Source organism: Caballeronia udeis (genome assembly GCF_001544555.2).
GTDB lineage: Bacteria > Pseudomonadota > Gammaproteobacteria > Burkholderiales > Burkholderiaceae > Caballeronia > Caballeronia udeis.
This window is the reverse complement of the sequence record NZ_FCOK02000092.1, coordinates 1-18,499: the sequence shown is the minus strand read 5'-3', so window position 1 is coordinate 18,499 and position 18,499 is coordinate 1. Positions and strand designations below refer to the sequence as shown.

Below are 18,499 nucleotides of genomic sequence, written 5' to 3'. Positions count from 1 at the left end.
CAAAGTTAATGATCCAATCGGCTGTGACGGGCGGATCAAGCCGCCATTGCGGCATTACGTCATTACGCTTGTTCCGGAAGGCGCGTCGAGCGTCTCGCGGCCCGTTATCTGCTTGCGCACCAGCAGTACATATGCCGCCGCGCCCAATACGCCGACCAGCGCCGCAACAACAAATGCGTTGTTCAGCGAGTTAGTGTATTGGAGCGTATAACCCGTCACGATCGGCGCGAACGAACCGCCGAAATAACCGCCAAAGTTCTGCAACGCTCCCACTGACGCAATCATGCGTTTCGGCACGACCACATTGACGAGCGTCCATGCACCGCTACTCGCGACGTAGAGAAAGAACATCACCACGCAGAGATAACCGACGGCGAGGGTCGCGCTTTCGGCCCGGGCGGCCAGGAAGGTGAAACCGGCGCTCACCAAAAGTGCGACGGCGATCATCCATTTTCGGCTATTAACCGGGGTCAACCCGCCTTGCATGAGTTTGTCGCCCACGTAGCCGGAGAGCAGACCGCCGAAGCACGCAAAAACATACGGAATGCTAAGTACCCAGCCCGTCGTTCCTATCGCGAGATGACGTTCATGCTCGAGATAACCCGGCAGCCACGTGAGATAAAACCAGACCAGATAAATCACGCCGCCGAAGCCGATCATCATGCCCCACGTCGTAGCCTGCGCGAACAAATGGCGAAAGTCGGCCCAACTCAGTTTGCTGGAGGACGCCTCGTCCGCAGCTTCAGCGGCGGACAAGGACGCATCGTGAGCCGCTTCCGCCGGAGGAATGCCGGCCTTGCTGCGGCAATAAAGCATCCACAGCAGCGACACCAGGATCCCGGTCACGCCCATGATCACGAACATCTGACGCCAGCCGAAAGCGAGCATGAGCCAGGTGAGCAGCGGTGGCGTGATGGCGGGAGCAAGCGTGGTCGAAGCGAGGAAGACCGCCGTGGGTTTGCCTCGCCGCTGCCGCGGGAAATACTCGGCGATCACCTTTGCGCCCGCCGGATAAGTGGGGGACTCCGCTACCCCCAACAAAACCCGTGACGCCACGAAGTTCCTGAACGACGTGCTCAGCCCGCCGAAAACCTGCGCAATCGACCAGATGAACAACCCGATGCCCAGAACGCGGCGTGCCCCGGTCCGGTCAAGCAGCGCTCCCAGGGGCAGTTGCGAAAACGCGTACGCCCACGAGAACGCCGAAAGCAGCAAGCCCATCTCGCCAGCGGATAGATTCAGGTCTGCGCGAATATGCGAGTTGCCGATGGCAAGCGTGCTGCGATCCAAAATGTTCACAGCACCGATGACAAATAGCAGGATGACCGGTACCCACCGGTATTGCGCCCTGTGTTCTTGTCCCTGCATGACGGTGTCTTCTCCTTCAATTTAGTTAAGCTTGTATCGCTTCGTTAAGCACAGCTTCGGTCGCCCAGCAGAAAAGGCGCACCTGCCTTGGTCGCGACCTCGTGGAGCTGACTGCGCAAACTATCGGGCATCGGTATGCCCAGCTTGCTGCGCTCATCGCGCGCAAGGCGTTCCGGATCGCCCGGGATCAGCACCGGCCGCGCGGGGTCCGCGGGCGTGCAGGTTCGTAACGCGTCGATGACGTCATCGACATCGGACTGGTATTCTTCGAGCGGCCGAAAGGCGGCGGGGTTCATCGCGAGGAAGAAGTGACCGATGTTGTCGGGCTCATTGCTCGCCTGCGTCTTGTTGCGAACCGGTGAAAATGAGCCACCAGCGAGCGTGCTGCCGAATAATTGCGCCATCAGTCCTAGCCCGTAGCCCTTGTGGCCGCCCAACACCATGCCGTCGCCGCCGAGCGGCGCAAGGCCGCCGCCGAGACGACCGAACAACAGACGGAATGCTTCGGCGGAATCCGTGAGCGGAGCGCCGCTCGCATCGAGCGCCCAGCCCGGCGGCAACGGCTTGTCCTGCAGCGCGTAGACCTTCACCTTGTTCGACGCAATCACGCTCGTCGACATATCCACTATCACCGCCGGATGGCGCCCCGCCGGCACGGCGAACGCGAACGGGTTGGTCCCGAGCATGGGTTGCGCGCCATACGTCGGCACCACGGTCGCGAGCCGCGTCGAACACGCGACTATTGCCATGAGACCGCGTTTCGCCGCCATCTCCGCGTAATAACCGGCCGCGCCGAAATGCTGCGAATTAAACACGGAGACCGCGCCGATATCGCTTGCGAGCGCCTTCTGGATCGCAAGTTCCATCGCCATGTGCGAGGTTGGATGGCCCATGGACGCCTGACCATCGACTAACGCGGTCGTCGCGGTCTCACGCACGATGCGGGCGCTCGCCTGCATGTCGATCTGACCAGCGCGAAAAAGCTGATCGTAGAACATCAGCATCGAAATACCGTGGGAATCGATGCCCTTCAGGTCCGAATCGATGAGGATATCCGCCGATAGCGCGACCGCTTCGCGCGTCATGCCCCAGGCCTGCAGGATCACTTCGATTTGCTGCCTTGCGATGCGTGCATCGATGCGTGGAATGGTGTCCGTCATAGCTGCTCAGCTTCGAAAGAATGATAAGGAGTATTATTGAACGGCCGTCACCGGGTCCGCGCCTCGGCCGTGTCCAAGACCGAGCACGATCCAGACCGCGACCGCGCCGCCGCCAAGGAACAGCAGGCTGCCCGCGGGCACGAGCATGGGTGCGGCTGCGCTCCCGGTCACCTTGCCCACCCACGGCATCAGGTTCTGCGCGATGAAACCGCCGACGCTCGATCCCGCCGCGATCACGGCGAGCGCCGCAGCACCGCCCGCGCCCTTCATGAACGACTCAGGCAGCAACCGCGGTGGCAACGACCAGAAACACGGGATCATCAGATAAAGACACGGTGCGCCGAGCGAGAGCGCCGCGAAGCGCAATGTGTTCGACATCGGCGCCACGCTCATGACGAAGCACAGTATTCCCAGCACCGCGGCGCACATGCTCGCTACAAGCACGGCGCGTACGTGACGCAAGCGGCGCGGCAGCCAGAACAGGACCAGCGACGTGATGAACCACGGGATCATGTTCAGCAAGCCATTCTCCGTGCTGGTCACGCCGAAACCACGCACAAGCGTCGGCAGCCAGTACGCAATGCCGTAGATGGCGATCGAGATCGTGCCGTAGCCAATGCTGAAGAGCCCCACCGTGACGAGCGCGGCGATGGACCATTTGCCCGTGGCGGCGCGCGGTGGCGGTGCCGGATCGCGTCGCAGCGTGTCTTCGATCATCTGCTTCTCGCCACTCGACAAGAAACGCGCCGATCGCGGATTGTCAGGCAGGCAAAGCAGCGTGACGAAGGTCAGCAATACGGCCGGTGCGCCCGTGGTGAGGAACACCCATTGCCAGCCTTGCAAGCCGGCGAGACCGTGCATGCCCAGCGAGATGCCGCCGATCAGCGAACCGAGCATGTTGCCCATGCTGCTGCCGAGTGTCAGCAAGCCCACAATGCCCGTGCGCTGCCGCTCGGGAAACCACATGCCGAGATACAAAATGATGCCCGGATAAAGCCCCGCTTCGGCCGCGCCGAGAATGAAGCGCAGGATCTGGAACGCGAGCGGCGACGGTGTCCATGCGAGCGCGAGCGTCGCCACGCCCCAGGTCAGCATGATCCGTGCGATCCAGCGGCGCGCGCCGTAGCGATGCATCGCGAGATTGCTCGGCACCTCGAAAATCAGATAGCCGATAAAGAACAACGATGACGCAAAACCATACGACGTCTCGCTCATTTTGAGGCTGCTCAGCATCTGCAGTTTCGCAAAGCCGATGTTCGCCCGGTCGATATAAGCGACCAGATAAATCGCGACCAGCAGCGGCACGAGCCGCCACGAAACGCGTTTGAATAGTTGTGCTTCGATGCTTGGGTTAATCACTTTTGTCTCCATGCCGGTCGCTTTTTTTGCGATCCTCTGGCTAGTTTTAAAACACCTGATCCTGCATCGGTTCGGCCGCATAGAAGCGCCGGATTCTTTCGAAAACACCGCCCATCTTTGCGTCGAAGGTATCGCGCGTTGCGGCCGCGATATGCGGTGTCAGCACGACGTTCTCGAAGCGCGCAAGCGGATGGTTCACTGTCACCGGCTCCTGCTCGAACACGTCGAAACCTGCTCCGCCGAGATGGCCGCTGTCGAGCGCGGACACGAGCGCCGCCTGATCGACGACCGGGCCGCGCGCCGTGTTCACGAGCACCGCGCCCGCCTTCATTCGAGCGAGGGCGCGCGCGTCGATCATGGCTCGGGTGTCCTGTGTCAGCGGCACATGCAGACTCACGATATCGGCTTGCGCAAGGAGTTCGTCGAGTGTCACGCGCCGCACTCCGAGTTCTGCTTCGCTCGTGCCCGAGAGCGCGACCGGGTCCACGTACAACCCGCTCGTGCCCCACTCGCGAAGACGCAGCGCCGTCGCCCGGCCGATGCGTCCCATGCCGATGAAACCGATCTTCCTGCCCGCCAGCGTCTGCGACTTCAGGCGCAGCGCATTTACATGGAAACGCCCCGCCCTCAGTTCCGAGTCCGCGAAGGCGAGATGACGGCAGGCCGCCAGCATCAGCATGACCGCGTGCTCGGCCACGGTCGTCGCGGTGCCGTCAGGTGTGATTGCCAGCGCCACGCCGCGTTCGCGCAGTGCAGGGGCATCGACGGTATCGTGATAACCCACGCCCTGATGCACGACCAACCGCAACTGCGTTGCCGCGGCGATCATCGCGGCATCCAGACGCCGTGTCGCCACCACGATTACTTCACACCCCGGCAGCTGACGATAAACCTCCTCCGGCGCATCGCCGGCCAGCGTCACCAGTTCGAAGCCCGTCGGCAGATAACTACGGACCGTGTTGTACAGATCCTCCGCGCCGCGTGCGAGATACAGCACGCGCACCCGCGTTTTCGCGTTCACGATGCCACTCCCTGTCCAGCGCGGTCGGCTTGCCACGCCTCGAACTCGGCGCGAGCCGTGGCATCGGGCGGATAGAGTCCGAAGGTACAACGCCCGCCGCGGACCTGCATCTCGACCCAGTCCTCGAATTCGGTCATGCTTGCAGCTTCTTCAGCGATCTCGTTGGCAATCTCCGCCGGGATGACGACCACGCCCTCCGCGTCGCCAACGATGATGTCGCCCGGATACACCGCGACGTCGCCGCATGCGATCGGCACGTTAAGGTCCACCGCGTGATGATGGATCAGGTTGGTCGGTGCGGACGGTCGCATGGCGTAGACCGGGAAGTCGAGCTTCTGCAGGTCGGGCGAATCACGAAAGCCGCCGTCGCTCACCACACCAGCCGCGCCGCGGACCATCATGCGCGTGATCAGGATGCCGCCCGCCGATGCAGCCCGCGGGTCCTTGCGCGAATCGATGACCATCACGTGGCCTGCCGGAATCTCTTCCACCCCGCGGCGTTGCGGATGAGTGCGATCGGCGAACACGCCGATATGGTCGAGATCTTCCCGCGCCGGGATATAGCGCATGGTGTAGGCTTCGCCGACCATGCGGGACGCGGCCGGATTGATCGGTAACACGCCCTGCACGCAGACATTGCGAAGACCGCGTTTGAAGAGCGCCGTGGTGAGCGTCGCCGTACTGACCTTGAGCAGGCTGGCGCGGTTCAACGCGGTGAGCGGAGTAGAAGTAGTCACGTTAACGTCCTGTCGAGATGTGATTCAGAGAAGCAATTGAGCTCAGAACTTATGGCGGATCGCAAAGCGGATCGCGGTTTGCTGATCCGATGACGACGGGGTGAGCCCATTGAGCGATGCACGTGCGGCGCGGCCGGTCGAGTCGGTTCCCGACGCGTGCTGCATGACGCCAATGACGTAGAAGTCGGTTCGTTTGCTGAGTATGTAATCAGCCGCGAGAGAGCCCTGCTGGTAACGCGCGTTGTTGGCTCCGCTGCCGTCTGTGTAGTTGTAGGCCGCCGCCAGGAGCAGCGCGGGCGTCAGTTGGTATTGAAGACTCACTTCGCCGCTGTTGAACGTCTCTGTACCCGACGCTCCCGTGGCATTGAGCGCAGAAACCACGCCGCTCAGGCTCTTGAACTTCGTGTTCGAATAAATGCCGCCGATGGTCGCCGCGCCTATCGTATAAGTCGCGCCTGCCGCAACGATCTGCTCGCTCTGTGCCGACGCATAACCGCTGATAACCGGCGATGTTCCGAAGTTGTTGGTCGCGGCCGTTGCGCCAACGGCCGTGCCGAAGAACGATGCATTCGGATTGCGGGCATTGAGATAACCAAGACCGATGGTCAGCGGCCCTCTCCCGTAACCCGCGCCCAACGAATAGATCTGGTTCTGTCCCATGCCGCCCGGCACGCCGCCGAAGCTGTAGAGGCCTTCTGCAGAGAAGCCCGCATAGCTCGCGCTCCGGTACTTGACCGAGTTGTTGACGCGGTTCGCGTTGTTGAGGTTGTCGAGGTCGGCGGGATGCGCGCCGATGCTGCCCGAGAACATTGCACTCGGCATCAGCGGATGGATGTAGTCCACCACGGGGTCGTACTGGCGCCCAAGCGTCACCACGCCGTAGGGCGTGGACACGCCCACATAGGCCTGCCGCCCGAACTCCAGATTGCCTTGTCCCAGCTTGCCGCTGTTGACGTCGAAACCGTTCTCCAACTGGAAAATGGCTTTCATGCCGCCGCCGAGGTCCTCGCTGCCCTTCAAACCCCAGCGGCTGCCGCTCAGGATGCCGCTGGAAAGGCTATACAGGTTGTGGCCGTGTCCGGCACTCGTCTGCACATTGCTCGTGTAGTTGATGCCTTCGTCGATGATGCCGTACAGCGTCACGCTGCCTTGGGCATGAGCAACACTCGCGGCACTACCGGCGGCAGCCAGCACGAGCGATGCGCGCATGGCACGAACGCAAGTGCGGTTGCGAGCGGAAAGGACGGCGCGGCTAAAGTGTTGTGAGTTCACTGCTGGGGTCTCCTGGTTGTTATCGTCGACGCGTGGGTGCGTCATGGGTGCATCGTGGTTAAAACAGCCGCAAGGGGTCAGGCGGCCTTGAGAATGCGATCGGCAATCATCGAGCCGATCGGAATGGCGGAAGTCGCAGCCGGCGACGGCGCGTTGCAGACGTGCACCATGCGCGGGGTATCGGCGAAGAGAAAGTCGTGCACCAGCGTGCCGTCGCGCATTACCGCCTGGGCGCGAATACCGGCCTCGCAGGGCAGCAGGTCATCGAGCGTCAACGACGGGCAATACTTCCTGCATTGTTCGAGATACCCGCGTTTGAAGAGCGAGTTGCGCATCTCGGTCGTGCCCGAGCGCAGGTTGCGCCAGATCGTTTTCCAGAATCCGGGGAAGCGCGTGAACTCGGCAATGTCGCGTAAATTAGCCGACCGCTTCGGGTAACTCTCGCGTCCAAAACCGAGCACGGCGTTTGGGCCAACCGTCACGCTGCCGTCGATCATGCGGGTCAGGTGCACGCCGAGAAACGGCAGGTCCGGGTTGGGAATCGGATAGATCAGGTGGTTGACCACGTTGTTCCTGGAGGCCGGCAGCCGGAAGTATTCGCCGCGAAACGGCACGATCTGATGATCGATGGGAACACCCGCCATTCGCGCCAGCCGGTCCGATTGAAGGCCGCCGCAGACGACCAGTTTCTTCGCTTGCCACTCGTCGTCTTCCGCGCCGATCTTCACGAGCTCGTCGGTCTCCTTGATCGATGTCACCCTGGTCGACAAGCGGATCACGCCGCCCGCCCGCTGAATGACGAGCGCCATGGCCTCGCACACGGCGCGGTAATCGACAATGCCGGTGGCATCGAGGAAAAGGCCACCCATGCCTACGATATTCGGCTCGCGCCGCTGCAGCTCGGCCGCATCGAGACGCTCGACCCGCAGCCCATTTTGCTGCGAGCGGGCGAAAAGCGCCTCCATGCGCTGCACTTCGAGCGGATTGGACGCCACAAGCAGCTTCCCGCACACCTCGAACTTGATACCGTGTTCGACGCAGAAGTCCTTGGTCGCTTGTGCGCCGCGCTTGCAGAGTTCGGCCTTAAGACTTCCGGGCTGGTAATAGATACCGGCATGAATCACGCCGCTGTTGTGCCCCGTCTGATGTTTGGCCAGCGTCGCTTCTTTTTCCAGCAGGAGCAGCGAGGCGGCGGGTTCGCGTTGCAGCAGTTCCATGGCAGTCGCCAACCCAACAATGCCGCCGCCGATGATGCAAAAGTCGTAAGTCATGTTTCGTGTAGGTCGCCGATCGATAAAACCGTCTTTTTGTTTATCAGGTTGTCAGACTAATCTTGCCAAAAAAAATCGATGCCGCGAGGTCGGATCAGCCTTTAAAGGCCGCCCCGAAATCGCAGCATCCGGTTCAATCCGTCGGGGGCAATTCGATTCCCAGACGCTTGGCCGCCGCTCGCAAATGCTTCTCTGCCGCTGCGGCCGCCGCACGATGGTCGCGACGGGAAATCGCGTCGTACAGCTCGCCGTGTTCTTGCTGCGCGTCGGTCGAGCCGCCCGCGTGATACGCCGAGTTTTCCCACGCTTTGCGGCGCGTCGCGGCGAGTTGGCCGCGCAGGAAATCGTGGAAAGCAACGAAGTAATCGTTCTTCGTTGCAGCCGCAATCGCACGATGAAACGCGACGTCGGCCGCCGCGGCCGCATCGAAATCGGTGCGCTTGTTCTGCATCTCGCGGATCGCGTCGCTCATGCGTTTGAGGTCGCTTGTCGAGCGGCGCTGAGCCGCGCTTGTCGCTGCCTGCGTCTCGATCCACAACCGCATTTCGAACAGTTGCGCGAGGTCGGGCTTACGTCCACCCTCGCTCGGCAAACGAAACACGGTGCCCGCCGGTGTTTGTGAAATATACGAGCCCGCACCGCGTCGCGCGACCAGCACGCCGTCCGACTTCAACTGCGCAACGGCTTCACGGATCACTGAGCGGCTCACGTTGAGACGCTCAGCCAGTTGATGCTCCGTCGGCAAGCGGTCCTCCGCGGCAAGGCGTCCCGAATCGATCTCCGCGCGAATGGCGTCGACGACACGTTTGACCAGTGAATCGGGGCGTTCCAGCTCGAGCACGGGACTCATCTCTTTATCAGGTTGTCGGACAATACCGATCTCAAGAGCTGCTGTCAAGTTCTTGTTCGATTCGATGCCTGTTGCCGATTTCACCGATGCCCTTCGCAAAGTCCTGATTCTCGCGGCCCTTAATTCATTGCCGACCCCACAAATGGGGCGAACTCGCTATGCTCGCGTCGTAGACTGAAGAGCACGTCAATGCATTGGTCGAACCGAAATTAGCTCGACCAGAAACGTCGCGGGACGAACTCAAAAGGCATTTGGACCATCTTCGGTCGCGAACGCGGTGAATACAGCGACGGCCACCGGCGTAGAGCGCATTATCGGCGCGCTCTTTGCGAGGGCTGCTGTCTTGCAGGTGCCACGCCTCCTGTCGCCCCCCCAACTGCCCTTCGACTTGAACTATGCAGGCGGCGTTGCGGACGATGGCAGTCGTTTGCGTGAGGGCACTCTTCTTTTGTTCATGTAAGTTTACAGCCTCGGTCGACGTGATTTTAACTAGTATAACTAACAAACAAATTATTCTTGGCACCTACGGCGAGGTGTTGCGGTATCCGATCTGCATCCTGCACCCCAGTGGTTCGCCGAAATAAAAGCCCGTGCATATGCCAGGGTTGTTTCTGTTTAACCACCTAAGGGCGACGCCATTGCCGCCCTTGCTCGTACTTCATCCGGCCAGGTTTCTGTTATCCGCCATGGCAACCACACGCTGCGCCATCCGGATGTTCGCGTAATCAACCAGCTTGCCGTTCACCTGCACCGCCCCGCGTCCTTCGCGCTCCGCTTCTTCCAGCGCTGCGATAACGTGTTGAGCCTCGCGTAACTCGTCGTCGCTCGGAACAAACGCGCTCTTCGTTGAGTCGATCTGGCGAGGATGAATAACTTGCTTGCCGTCGAACCCCAGGGTTGCCGCCTTGATGGCAAGCGCCGACGTCAGCTCGGCGTCGCGGAACGCACCGCAGGGACCGTCGATGGCTCTCAGGCCGTACGCGCGCGCCGCAACCAATATGCGCATCATCGGATACGCCCACATGTCGAGCGCCGTGCTAGTGGTGTCGCCGTGTTGCGAACGTGAGGTCATCCGGTACGCGGGATGTGACAAGCCGATATCAACACCCTTAGCCCCAATCGATGCGGAGAAGTCGCCCACGCCGAAATGCAGCGACTCGATGAGCTTGGAGCACGCCGCTATATGCTCGCAGTTCACCAGCCCGCGCGCGGTTTCTATCATGACCTCCAGCCCGATGGCGCGCGTCCGGCTCAGAGCACGATTGCCGATCAATTCGATCACGCGGTCAAGGTCGCCAGTACTTTCGACCTTTGGAATCAAGAGCGTATCCAGCCGGTCGCAAGACTTGAGCAAGCGTATCACCTCCGTCTCAAAGCTCGCGCTACCCTGCACATTGACCCGTACGCTGAGCATTTTACGCCCCCAGTCGAGGTCGTTCAAAGCGGCGACGGCACCCTCGAGCGCCGCTTCTTTCTGACTCGGCGGCACGGCGTCTTCGAGATCGAGGAACACAGCGTCCGCGGCGCTAGCTGCTGCCGACTCGACCATCCTTCTCTGGTGTGCAGGCACGGCAAGAAATGTTCGTGTGATTCGCATGAAAAGTGGATCCTTTTTCGTTGGAAAAATAGCTTAGGCAATCCGCAACCGCGATGGATGCAGCCCCAGTTCCCAAAGAATCGAGTCAGTATGCTCCCCTACGGCGGGCACGCTGTTCATCGCCGGCGACAGCCCGTCGATGATCATCGGCGGCAGGAAGACGTTGAGCGGTCCCATCGGACTGCCGATGGATCGGATGCGATCCCGTTCGTGCAATTGAGGATGGGCCAGAAACTCTTCAACAGTGTTCATCCGGCTGTTCGCGATTGCTGCCTTTTCCAGCCGCTCACTGAGCTCGTCGCTGGTCCACCGGGTAAAGCGTTCATTGATCAGCGCTTCGAGCGCATTACGATTGCGCACGCGGTCCGGATTTGAAGTAAAGCGTTGGTCGGTGCGCACCGACGGATCGTCAAGTACCTTTTCGCAAAAGCTCTTCCATTCCCGTTCATTCTGAATACCGAAGAAAATGGTCTTCCCATCGCCGGCGGTAAAGGGGCCGTACGGGGCGATAGTTGCGTGACGCGATCCCGAGCGCGCGACCGGCTTGCCGCTGTCGCGCGTGTAGTATGCCGGGTAGCTCATCCACTCGCTCATAGCGTCGAACAGGGAGACCTCGAAGGCTGTGCCCTCCCCGGTCTGCTCACGGCGATAGAGCGCGAGCAAAATGCCGTTCAGTGCATACATGCCGGTCGCAATATCGACGATCGAGAGACCGCACTTGGCTTCGTCGTCGGGTGTACCGTTGATCGACAGGAAGCCGGTCTCGCATTGCACCAGCAAGTCATAGGCTTTCTTGTTCGCATACGGACCCGTTGAGCCGTATCCAGAGATGTCGCAGGCAATCAGGCGCGGATACCGGTCAACGAGCGATCGAGCATCGAGTCTTAGCCGTTTTGCCGCGCCGGGCGCCAGGTTCTGGATGAACACGTCAGCGCGCGGCAGCAATTCCTCTAGCACCTCCTGACCGAATTCCGACTTCACGTCGAGGGCCAGGCTTTCCTTGGAGCGATTTGCCCAGACAAACTGGCTGGACATGCCGTGCATCGCCTCGTCGTACCCACGCGCAAAGTCACCGCTGCCCGGCCGCTCGATCTTGATGACCCGCGCGCCCCAGTCGGCGAGATGCCGGCTTGCAAGCGGAGCGGCAATCGCTTGTTCAAGCGAGACGACAGTGATGTTTGCGAGGGGAAGGTTCATATCGGACACTTTCTCTGTTGATTGAGGATGGCCGGGCGGGCGTTAAAACCGCCCGCGCCCGTTGTCTGGAGAAAGTGTCCCGCAGGTGGTGCGGCGTGTGAATTGCCTATTTTTGAAGGCCGCGTTCGCGATTGAAGACTTGCTCGCGCGAGGGCAGGATCTAGGCGACGCGGTTGAGGGTGCGGCGCTCGAGAAAGCTCGCTATGTTGCTGGACACCGCTTGAGCGAGCACCTCGACGGCAGACGTACCGGCCCATGCTACATGAGGTGTGAGCAACAGGTTATCCGGCTGACGCGTCACGAAACGATGCTGCTCGTGCGGCGGCTCGATCTGCAAGACGTCGAGTGCCGCACCCGCGATAGTTTGCGCGAGCAAGGCGGCTTCCAGCGCGCGTTCATCAACAAGCGCACCGCGCGCCGTGTTGATCAACACCGAGGTCGGCCGCATCATCGCGAACTCGCGTTCGCCAATGAGCCCCTGCGTCTCGGCGGTCGAAGGGCAGTGCAGCGAGATTACATCGCTGGTACGGATCACTTCGTCGAAAGGCGTATATCGAGGTCGCACGTTGGCGTGGCCCTTACGTTCGCTGAAGAGTACATGCATACCCAACGCTTCCGCCAGCCGCGCGACCTCACTGCCGATTGCGCCCGAGCCGATAAGACCCAATGTCGCGCCACGTATCTCGCGTATGGGCGCAGCATGGACGCAGAAGACATTCGATGCGGTCCATGCTGACGACGCCGCCAGACTGCTGTACGCTAGCATCTGGCGTCGCAGCATGAAGATGCAAGCAATCACATGCTCGGCGACGCTGGCGGCTGCGTAGGCCGGGACATTGGAGACCTGGATATCGTGTGCGCGGCAATAGTCGAGATCCACACTGTCGTAGCCGCTCGCGGTGACGCAGATGTACTTGAGCCGGGGCAAATGCCTGAGCGCGTCCGCTCGCAGCGCAACCTTGTTGGTGATGGCTATGTCGGCATCGGCCAGCGCCTCGACAACCTCGTGTTCGCGCGTACTCGGACGCTCGGCCCAACGGTCTGTGGACCAGGGACGGGGAATTGGCACAGGCAGCGTTGCGCTGTCCAAAAAAACAATGTTGCTCATGGGAGTCGATATCTCAAACGTTCGTTCAGCAACCCGGCATTTCCGTCAGCCCAGGATGCGGGTCCTGAAGATGCTTCACAAAGTTCTGCGCGGCGCGTGGCAGCGCATCGAAGTCGCGGTAGCCGATCATGCTCTCCAGCGCCGACCATTCATCGGTCAGCCTCACGACCTTGTACCCATAGTGTTCGTCCGGATTGCCCACGGTCACGTCAGACATGATCGCGAGACCAACGCCTGCGCGTACCATCGTGCGCATTGCATCGAAGCTCGTCACTTGCAAGCGCGCGCGCACCTTGCGCTGCAAGTCCGCGGCGCAGGATTGGGTCATCCGGAAGATAAAACTGCCTTCGTGGAAGGCAACATGGTCATAGTCGAGCGTCTCAGCAAACGCGACTTCGTCCTTGCACGCGAGCGGATGCTGCAACGGAACCACCGCAACCAGGTTGGAACGGCGGAACGGATGCACGGTCAGCCCTGCCGTCGATACCCCTGACCAGAACACGCCCAGATCGGCGAGCCCGTCCCTCAGCGCCCGGACAATAAACGGGCTGCTCCACTCTTCGAGATGAATATCGATCTGCGGATACGCTTCCAGGAACGAGCGTATGGCCGGGCCGATAAAACCGACAATCGCCGTGCTGTTCGCAAAGACACGCACTTCGCCCTTGGAACCATCGCCGAATTCGCTCATCTGCGCACGCATACGGGCCATCACAGCCATCATGTCCTTCGCGTGCGTCAGGAGTTCGAGTCCCGCGGCCGTCGGGCGCACGCCCATGTTGCGCCGTTCGAGCAACTGCACTCCGAGTGCATCCTCCAGGTCGCTGATCCGCTTGCTAACTGCTGACGTCGCTATGAAGTGCCGCTCCGCAGCCCGGGCAAAGTTGCGCTCCTCAATAACGGTCAGAAATATTTTTAATGTGACTAGGTCGATCCTCATGCAGGTCCGGTGTGTGGACGGCGTTAAGGCTGGACGCGCTGCATACGGTTCGTATGTAAGCCAACCGCATGCAGCGCCGGCCGCTTAGCCGTGGTTAATCGTGATGGTCTTCAGCGTCGTGAAGCTCAACATGCCCTCAAGACCTTTTTCGCGACCATAGCCACTTTGCTTGACGCCACCAAACGGCAACTCTATGCCCCCGCCCGCACCGTAGCAATTGACGAAAACCTGCCCCCCATGGAATGCGTGGGCGAGCCGCATCTGACGCCCGCCGTCGCGTGTCCAGACACCGGCGACGAGACCAAAGGCGGTGTCGTTGGCGAGGTGTACAGCCTCGCCCTCGTCGGAGAACGGCATGGCGACCAGCACCGGGCCGAAGACCTCATCCTGTGCGAGCGTGTGCTTGTGCGGAACGTCGCGCAACAGCACCGGCGGCTGGAAATACCCGCCGGACGCGGCGTTCGGCGCCAGTTTGCCGGTCGCGGCGAAGCGGATGCCGTCGGCCTCGGCCTTGGCGAGAAAAGTCTTCACGCGGTCGAGCTGCGTCGCGTTGATCAGCGGTCCGCAGTCGTGATCGCCGTCTGCAGGACCCGCTGTCACAGCATGAAAACTCTGCGCGAGGCGTTCGATCAGTTCTTCGTAAAGCGAGGCCTGCACCAGCAGCCGGCTGCCGGCGGAACAGGTCTGCCCGCTGTTTTGAACGATGGCATTGCGGATGATGGGCAAAGCGGCATCCAGGTCTGCATCGTCGAAAACGATCTGTGGCGATTTCCCGCCCAGCTCGAGGGTTACCGGGCAGTGATGGTTTGCCGCCGCCTGCGCCACGGCCGTGCCCGTTGCGGGCGACCCGGTGAAGGATATGTGCGCGATGCCCGGATGTTCCGCGAGCGCGACGCCGGCTTCGCGGCCATAGCCTGTGACAATGTTCAGCACGCCCGCGGGAAGGCCCGCCTCGGCCGCGAGTTCAGCGAGCTTGAGATACGAGAGACAGGCGTCCTCGGCCGGCTTCACCACGCATGTATTGCCCGCAGCAAGGGAAGCCGCGACGCTGCGGCCGAACATGGCCGCCGGATAGTTCCATGGAATGATGTGACCCGTCACGCCATGCGGCTCGCGCACAGCCAGCACGGTATGGCCGGGCAAAAACGGAATCGTTTCGCCGTGCAGCTTGTCGCAGGCACCCGCGTAGAACTCCAGGTAACGGGCGCAAACGGTAATATCCGCCGCAGCTTGCTTCAAAGGCTTGCCGGTGTCCTCCGACTCGATGCGTGTGAGCGCCTCACGATTCTTCAGAATGAGTTCACCCAGGCGCGCGAGCATCCGGCCACGGTCCACCGGGCTGATCCGCCGCCACGTGCTGTCGAACGCCTTTCGCGCCGCCTTGACGGCCGCGTCTATGTCCGTCGCGTTGCCACGCGCGATGCGCGCAAATTCCTGTCCATTCGATGGATTCACCACGGCGATCGTGTCACCGCCCGACGGCGCAACCCACTGGTTGCCGATGAAATGATGGCCGCCTTTAGTCAAATCAGTCAATTCACTTCCCCTGTACCGAAAGTTCGCGCGCTTGAGCCCGCTGGTCCGCATTGACGATTGCATCGTCGCTTTCAATTGGGAGCGGCGCCCAGTTCGTCGAGCGCACGAAATCGCCGCGCGGCTTTTCGACGTCGTTCGGGCGGTTTGCGACGCTGTTATACGTGATGTACGCTTGCCAGCGGTTTTCTGCGGACATGTTGACGCCCGAGCCATGAATGGTAAGGCAATGGAACAGAACCAGCGTTCCCGCCTTGCCGACAATCGGCACCGGGGCACCTGACGTGTTGAGGATTTCCTTGATGTGATCGCGCTGCACTGCGCGCTGCGGCAACTGGTAGGCAGCCTGGCTATCGTCGTAGTAGTGGTCCACCAGGCCAAGCTTGTGGCTGCCGGGAATGATATAAAGCGAACCGTGTATTTCCTGCGTATCGCTTAGCATGACCATGGCGGTCAGCATGTCGTTCGTGGGGTAGCCGTCATGCACCCAGTAACCAAAGTCCTGATGCCAGAGCCATCCCGTTCCCTCCAGCGCCGACTTGGTATTAACCTTGGTGTGCGCCACGTATACTTCGTCGCTGCCGAGCACTTGCATCACAGGATGCAGAAGCCGTGGCGTCCTGGTAAGAGCGCGGTATGGAGGGGAGCTTGCCGGACCATTGTTCTCATGAACGCGGAAGATAGACCGTACCGTGCCGGAGCGTTCGCGAAATACCGAATCCGCTTCGACCGTGCACAAGCGCTCGGTATCTCGCCTGAGCGCCTGCACTTCTTCAGCACTGTAGCAATTGGGGATAACGATAAATCCGTCGCGATGATAATCCGCTATTTGTTCTGGGGTCAGTTGCATCTCGTCTCCTGTCTTCTTTCCTGTGGTGTGTCTTGGTACTCAATGATTGCATCCTTGATAGCGCAGTCTAAAGCAGCGCATCTCCGGTCTGGTTGTCGAATCGCGATGACGGCGTTTCCGAGTTAAGAATGGCCTGCGGCCACTTGTCCTTTCATACTCGGCGGGCGCACTCGGGTCGTCGCAACGACGAGAGAATGAAGCAAACAAAAAATGCGGTTAGCAGGCTTTCAGGCCGGCGCCACCGCAAGACAAATCAGGAGCGAGACATGTCAATCAACACCCCGGCCGCGATGCCCTACGTGGACGCGCCGCCAGCCGAGCACAGCGTCTATTCGAAAGTCTCCTGGCGACTCATCCCATTTCTGTTGCTGTGCTACACGGCCGGCTATCTGGACCGGGTCAATGTAGGCTTTGCGAAATTGCAAATGCTTGATGAGCTGAAGTTCAGCGAAACGGTTTATGGGCTTGGCGCGGGAATTTTCTTCATTGGCTATGTGCTGTTCGAGATTCCCAGCAACATCATCATGCACCGGGTCGGCGCGAGGATATGGATTGCCCGGATCATGATCACGTGGGGCTTGATCTCCGCTGCGATGGTCTTCGTCAAGACACCCACGACCTTCTACGTCCTGCGTTTTCTTTTGGGGGTGGCGGAGGCCGGCTTTCTGCCAGGCATTCTGCTTTATCTGACGTATTGGTATCCGTCGTCGCGCCGTGGCCGGATCACCGCGTTGTTTCTCGCAGGTATTCCGCTGGCGGGCATGCTTGGCGGCCCGTTGTCCGGCTGGATCATGCATTCGGCGTCGGGCGTAGGCGGCTGGTCGGGCTGGCAGATGATGTTCCTGTTTGAAGCGGTGCCGTCGGTGTTGCTGGGTATTGCGGTGTTCTGCCTTCTGGACAACAACGTCCGGTCGGCAAAATGGCTGAGCGAGCCCGAGAAGCAGTTGCTGGAAGCAAACCTGGAAAGCGATGTTCATTCGACCCAGGTCCATTCGCTGCACGGCGCGTTCACCGATCCGCGCATGTGGATCTTGTGCGTCATGTATTGCTTTATCCTGATGGGGGAATACGGCGTGCTGTTCTGGATGCCGAGCATTATCAAGGACACCGGCGTCAAGGATCCGCTGCAGGTAGGCTTGCTGAGCGCAATCCCCTATACGGCAACCGTGATCGCGATGTTCCTCGTCGGCCGTCATTCCGACAAGACCCGTGAACGCCGCTGGCATCTCGCGCTTCCCGGCGTGGCTGCGGCGCTTGGTCTGGGGATCACGGCCATGTTCCCGCATGACACCCTGATCGCGGTGTGCGGCTTGACGTTAGGAACGATGGGCGTCATGGCAGTGGTGTCGCAGTTCTGGAATCTGCCGCCCACGCTGCTCGGTGGTGTTGCTGCGGCCGCCGGCATTGCGCTCGTCAATTCGATGGGCAACGTCGCCGGCTTTATCAGTCCTTACATGCTGGGTTGGGTCAAGCAACACACCGGAACCACGAGTATCGGTCTCTACATACTCGCGGCAAGCATGATCATCGGCAGCGTGATGGTGTTTGTATTGCCGTCGCGGCTGGTTAACCGCTAGGGCTGAGCGCTCCTGCGCGCACTGTCGGTTATAAAGTGTGGACGAGCGATATCACGTACGGTACGCCCAGCCAACGTAGCCCGCCCGCATGGGGGTGAAATTGCTTGAGCATGTTTGGAATGCAAGACCCGGTGGAGTTGATGTTGCGGTACCGGGGTATGCCCTTTCTCTGCTGCGAGAGGAAGTGAGCCGAAGCGGCGGTGACTTGCCGACACTGGCAAGGTGACGAAGTCCGTGGGAAACGGAACTTGCGGCGAAGCGGTTACGCCAAGATGAGCTTCTAGGCTGAGCATGGGACGGTTGAGGGACACGAACCTTTTTGAACGCATCTGAGGGTTGAATCTTCACCCCTGCCTTCCGCTTAACAGGCAGGACGCAAACTGTCGCCGGATACACGTATGACCCTGCGACACGAATGCCGACTGGATATGTAAGCCGGGCAGCAAGGAACCACGGGGAGCGCGCAGCTAGACCGTGGTGTTCGCGACGACTTGCGGAAAGCAAGGATAAAGACTGCGACAGGCAACCTCGCCTATGCGTTGAGTCCAGCATGTGAACTGGGGAAGGCTTGCACAGATGCTAAGAGGGCAGTTCAAAAAGGCTGCTCAGTTCGGCTGAAGATGTTCCAGCAGACGAGTGAGCAGGCTAGTTTGAGGAAT

The 18,499-nt window shown here is 60.7% G+C and carries 15 protein-coding genes; 1 reads left to right on the top strand and 14 read right to left on the bottom strand.

The window, feature by feature from the left end; genetic code table 11:
• Nucleotides 1-54: 54 nt before the first annotated feature.
• The 14 genes from AWB69_RS39075 to AWB69_RS39005 form a co-directional block, all read right to left on the bottom strand.
• On the bottom strand, nucleotides 55-1,368 hold the full coding sequence (locus AWB69_RS39075; protein ID WP_062092135.1) for an MFS transporter: 1,314 nt from the start codon (nucleotides 1,366-1,368) through the stop codon (nucleotides 55-57).
• A 44-nt stretch (nucleotides 1,369-1,412) separates the two neighbouring features.
• Complete coding sequence (locus AWB69_RS39070; RefSeq protein WP_062092134.1) at nucleotides 1,413-2,528, bottom strand: Ldh family oxidoreductase; 1,116 nt, start codon at nucleotides 2,526-2,528, stop codon at nucleotides 1,413-1,415.
• A 33-nt stretch (nucleotides 2,529-2,561) separates the two neighbouring features.
• Entirely contained in the window at nucleotides 2,562-3,887 is a 1,326-nt protein-coding gene (locus AWB69_RS39065) for an MFS transporter (RefSeq protein ID WP_231937382.1), read from the bottom strand.
• A 46-nt stretch (nucleotides 3,888-3,933) separates the two neighbouring features.
• Nucleotides 3,934-4,908 (bottom strand): 2-hydroxyacid dehydrogenase, encoded by a 975-nt coding sequence (locus tag AWB69_RS39060; RefSeq protein ID WP_062092132.1) that lies wholly within the window; start codon nucleotides 4,906-4,908, stop codon nucleotides 3,934-3,936.
• On the bottom strand, nucleotides 4,905-5,645 hold the full coding sequence (locus AWB69_RS39055; protein ID WP_156529137.1) for a ribonuclease activity regulator RraA: 741 nt from the start codon (nucleotides 5,643-5,645) through the stop codon (nucleotides 4,905-4,907). The genes AWB69_RS39060 and AWB69_RS39055 overlap by 4 nt, the downstream gene beginning before the upstream one ends.
• A gap of 42 nt (nucleotides 5,646-5,687) precedes the next feature.
• Nucleotides 5,688-6,854, bottom strand: a complete 1,167-nt coding sequence (locus tag AWB69_RS39050) for a porin (protein ID WP_062092130.1) — start codon at nucleotides 6,852-6,854, stop codon at nucleotides 5,688-5,690.
• Nucleotides 6,855-6,994: 140 nt separating this feature from the next.
• On the bottom strand, nucleotides 6,995-8,188 hold the full coding sequence (lhgO, locus tag AWB69_RS39045; protein WP_062092129.1) for an L-2-hydroxyglutarate oxidase: 1,194 nt from the start codon (nucleotides 8,186-8,188) through the stop codon (nucleotides 6,995-6,997).
• 133 nt (nucleotides 8,189-8,321) lie between these two features.
• Entirely contained in the window at nucleotides 8,322-9,086 is a 765-nt protein-coding gene (locus tag AWB69_RS39040) for a FadR/GntR family transcriptional regulator (protein WP_231937381.1), read from the bottom strand.
• 610 nt (nucleotides 9,087-9,696) lie between these two features.
• Nucleotides 9,697-10,635, bottom strand: a complete 939-nt coding sequence (locus AWB69_RS39030; protein WP_062092127.1) for an HpcH/HpaI aldolase/citrate lyase family protein — start codon at nucleotides 10,633-10,635, stop codon at nucleotides 9,697-9,699.
• A gap of 33 nt (nucleotides 10,636-10,668) precedes the next feature.
• Nucleotides 10,669-11,832: a CaiB/BaiF CoA transferase family protein gene (locus AWB69_RS39025; RefSeq protein WP_062092126.1), complete on the bottom strand. Its 1,164-nt coding sequence runs from the start codon at nucleotides 11,830-11,832 to the stop codon at nucleotides 10,669-10,671.
• A gap of 160 nt (nucleotides 11,833-11,992) precedes the next feature.
• Entirely contained in the window at nucleotides 11,993-12,940 is a 948-nt protein-coding gene (locus AWB69_RS39020; protein WP_062092125.1) for an NAD(P)-dependent oxidoreductase, read from the bottom strand.
• Nucleotides 12,941-12,965: 25 nt separating this feature from the next.
• Complete coding sequence (locus AWB69_RS39015; RefSeq protein WP_063977999.1) at nucleotides 12,966-13,880, bottom strand: LysR family transcriptional regulator; 915 nt, start codon at nucleotides 13,878-13,880, stop codon at nucleotides 12,966-12,968.
• A gap of 84 nt (nucleotides 13,881-13,964) precedes the next feature.
• Complete coding sequence (locus tag AWB69_RS39010; RefSeq protein ID WP_062092146.1) at nucleotides 13,965-15,407, bottom strand: aldehyde dehydrogenase family protein; 1,443 nt, start codon at nucleotides 15,405-15,407, stop codon at nucleotides 13,965-13,967.
• A gap of 10 nt (nucleotides 15,408-15,417) precedes the next feature.
• Entirely contained in the window at nucleotides 15,418-16,263 is an 846-nt protein-coding gene (locus tag AWB69_RS39005; RefSeq protein ID WP_062092123.1) for a phytanoyl-CoA dioxygenase family protein, read from the bottom strand.
• 266 nt (nucleotides 16,264-16,529) lie between these two features.
• On the opposite strand from AWB69_RS39005, the gene AWB69_RS39000 reads away from it, so the two are divergent.
• Nucleotides 16,530-17,840, top strand: coding sequence for an MFS transporter (locus tag AWB69_RS39000; RefSeq protein WP_062092122.1), 1,311 nt, complete (start codon nucleotides 16,530-16,532; stop codon nucleotides 17,838-17,840).
• Nucleotides 17,841-18,499 lie beyond the last annotated feature (659 nt).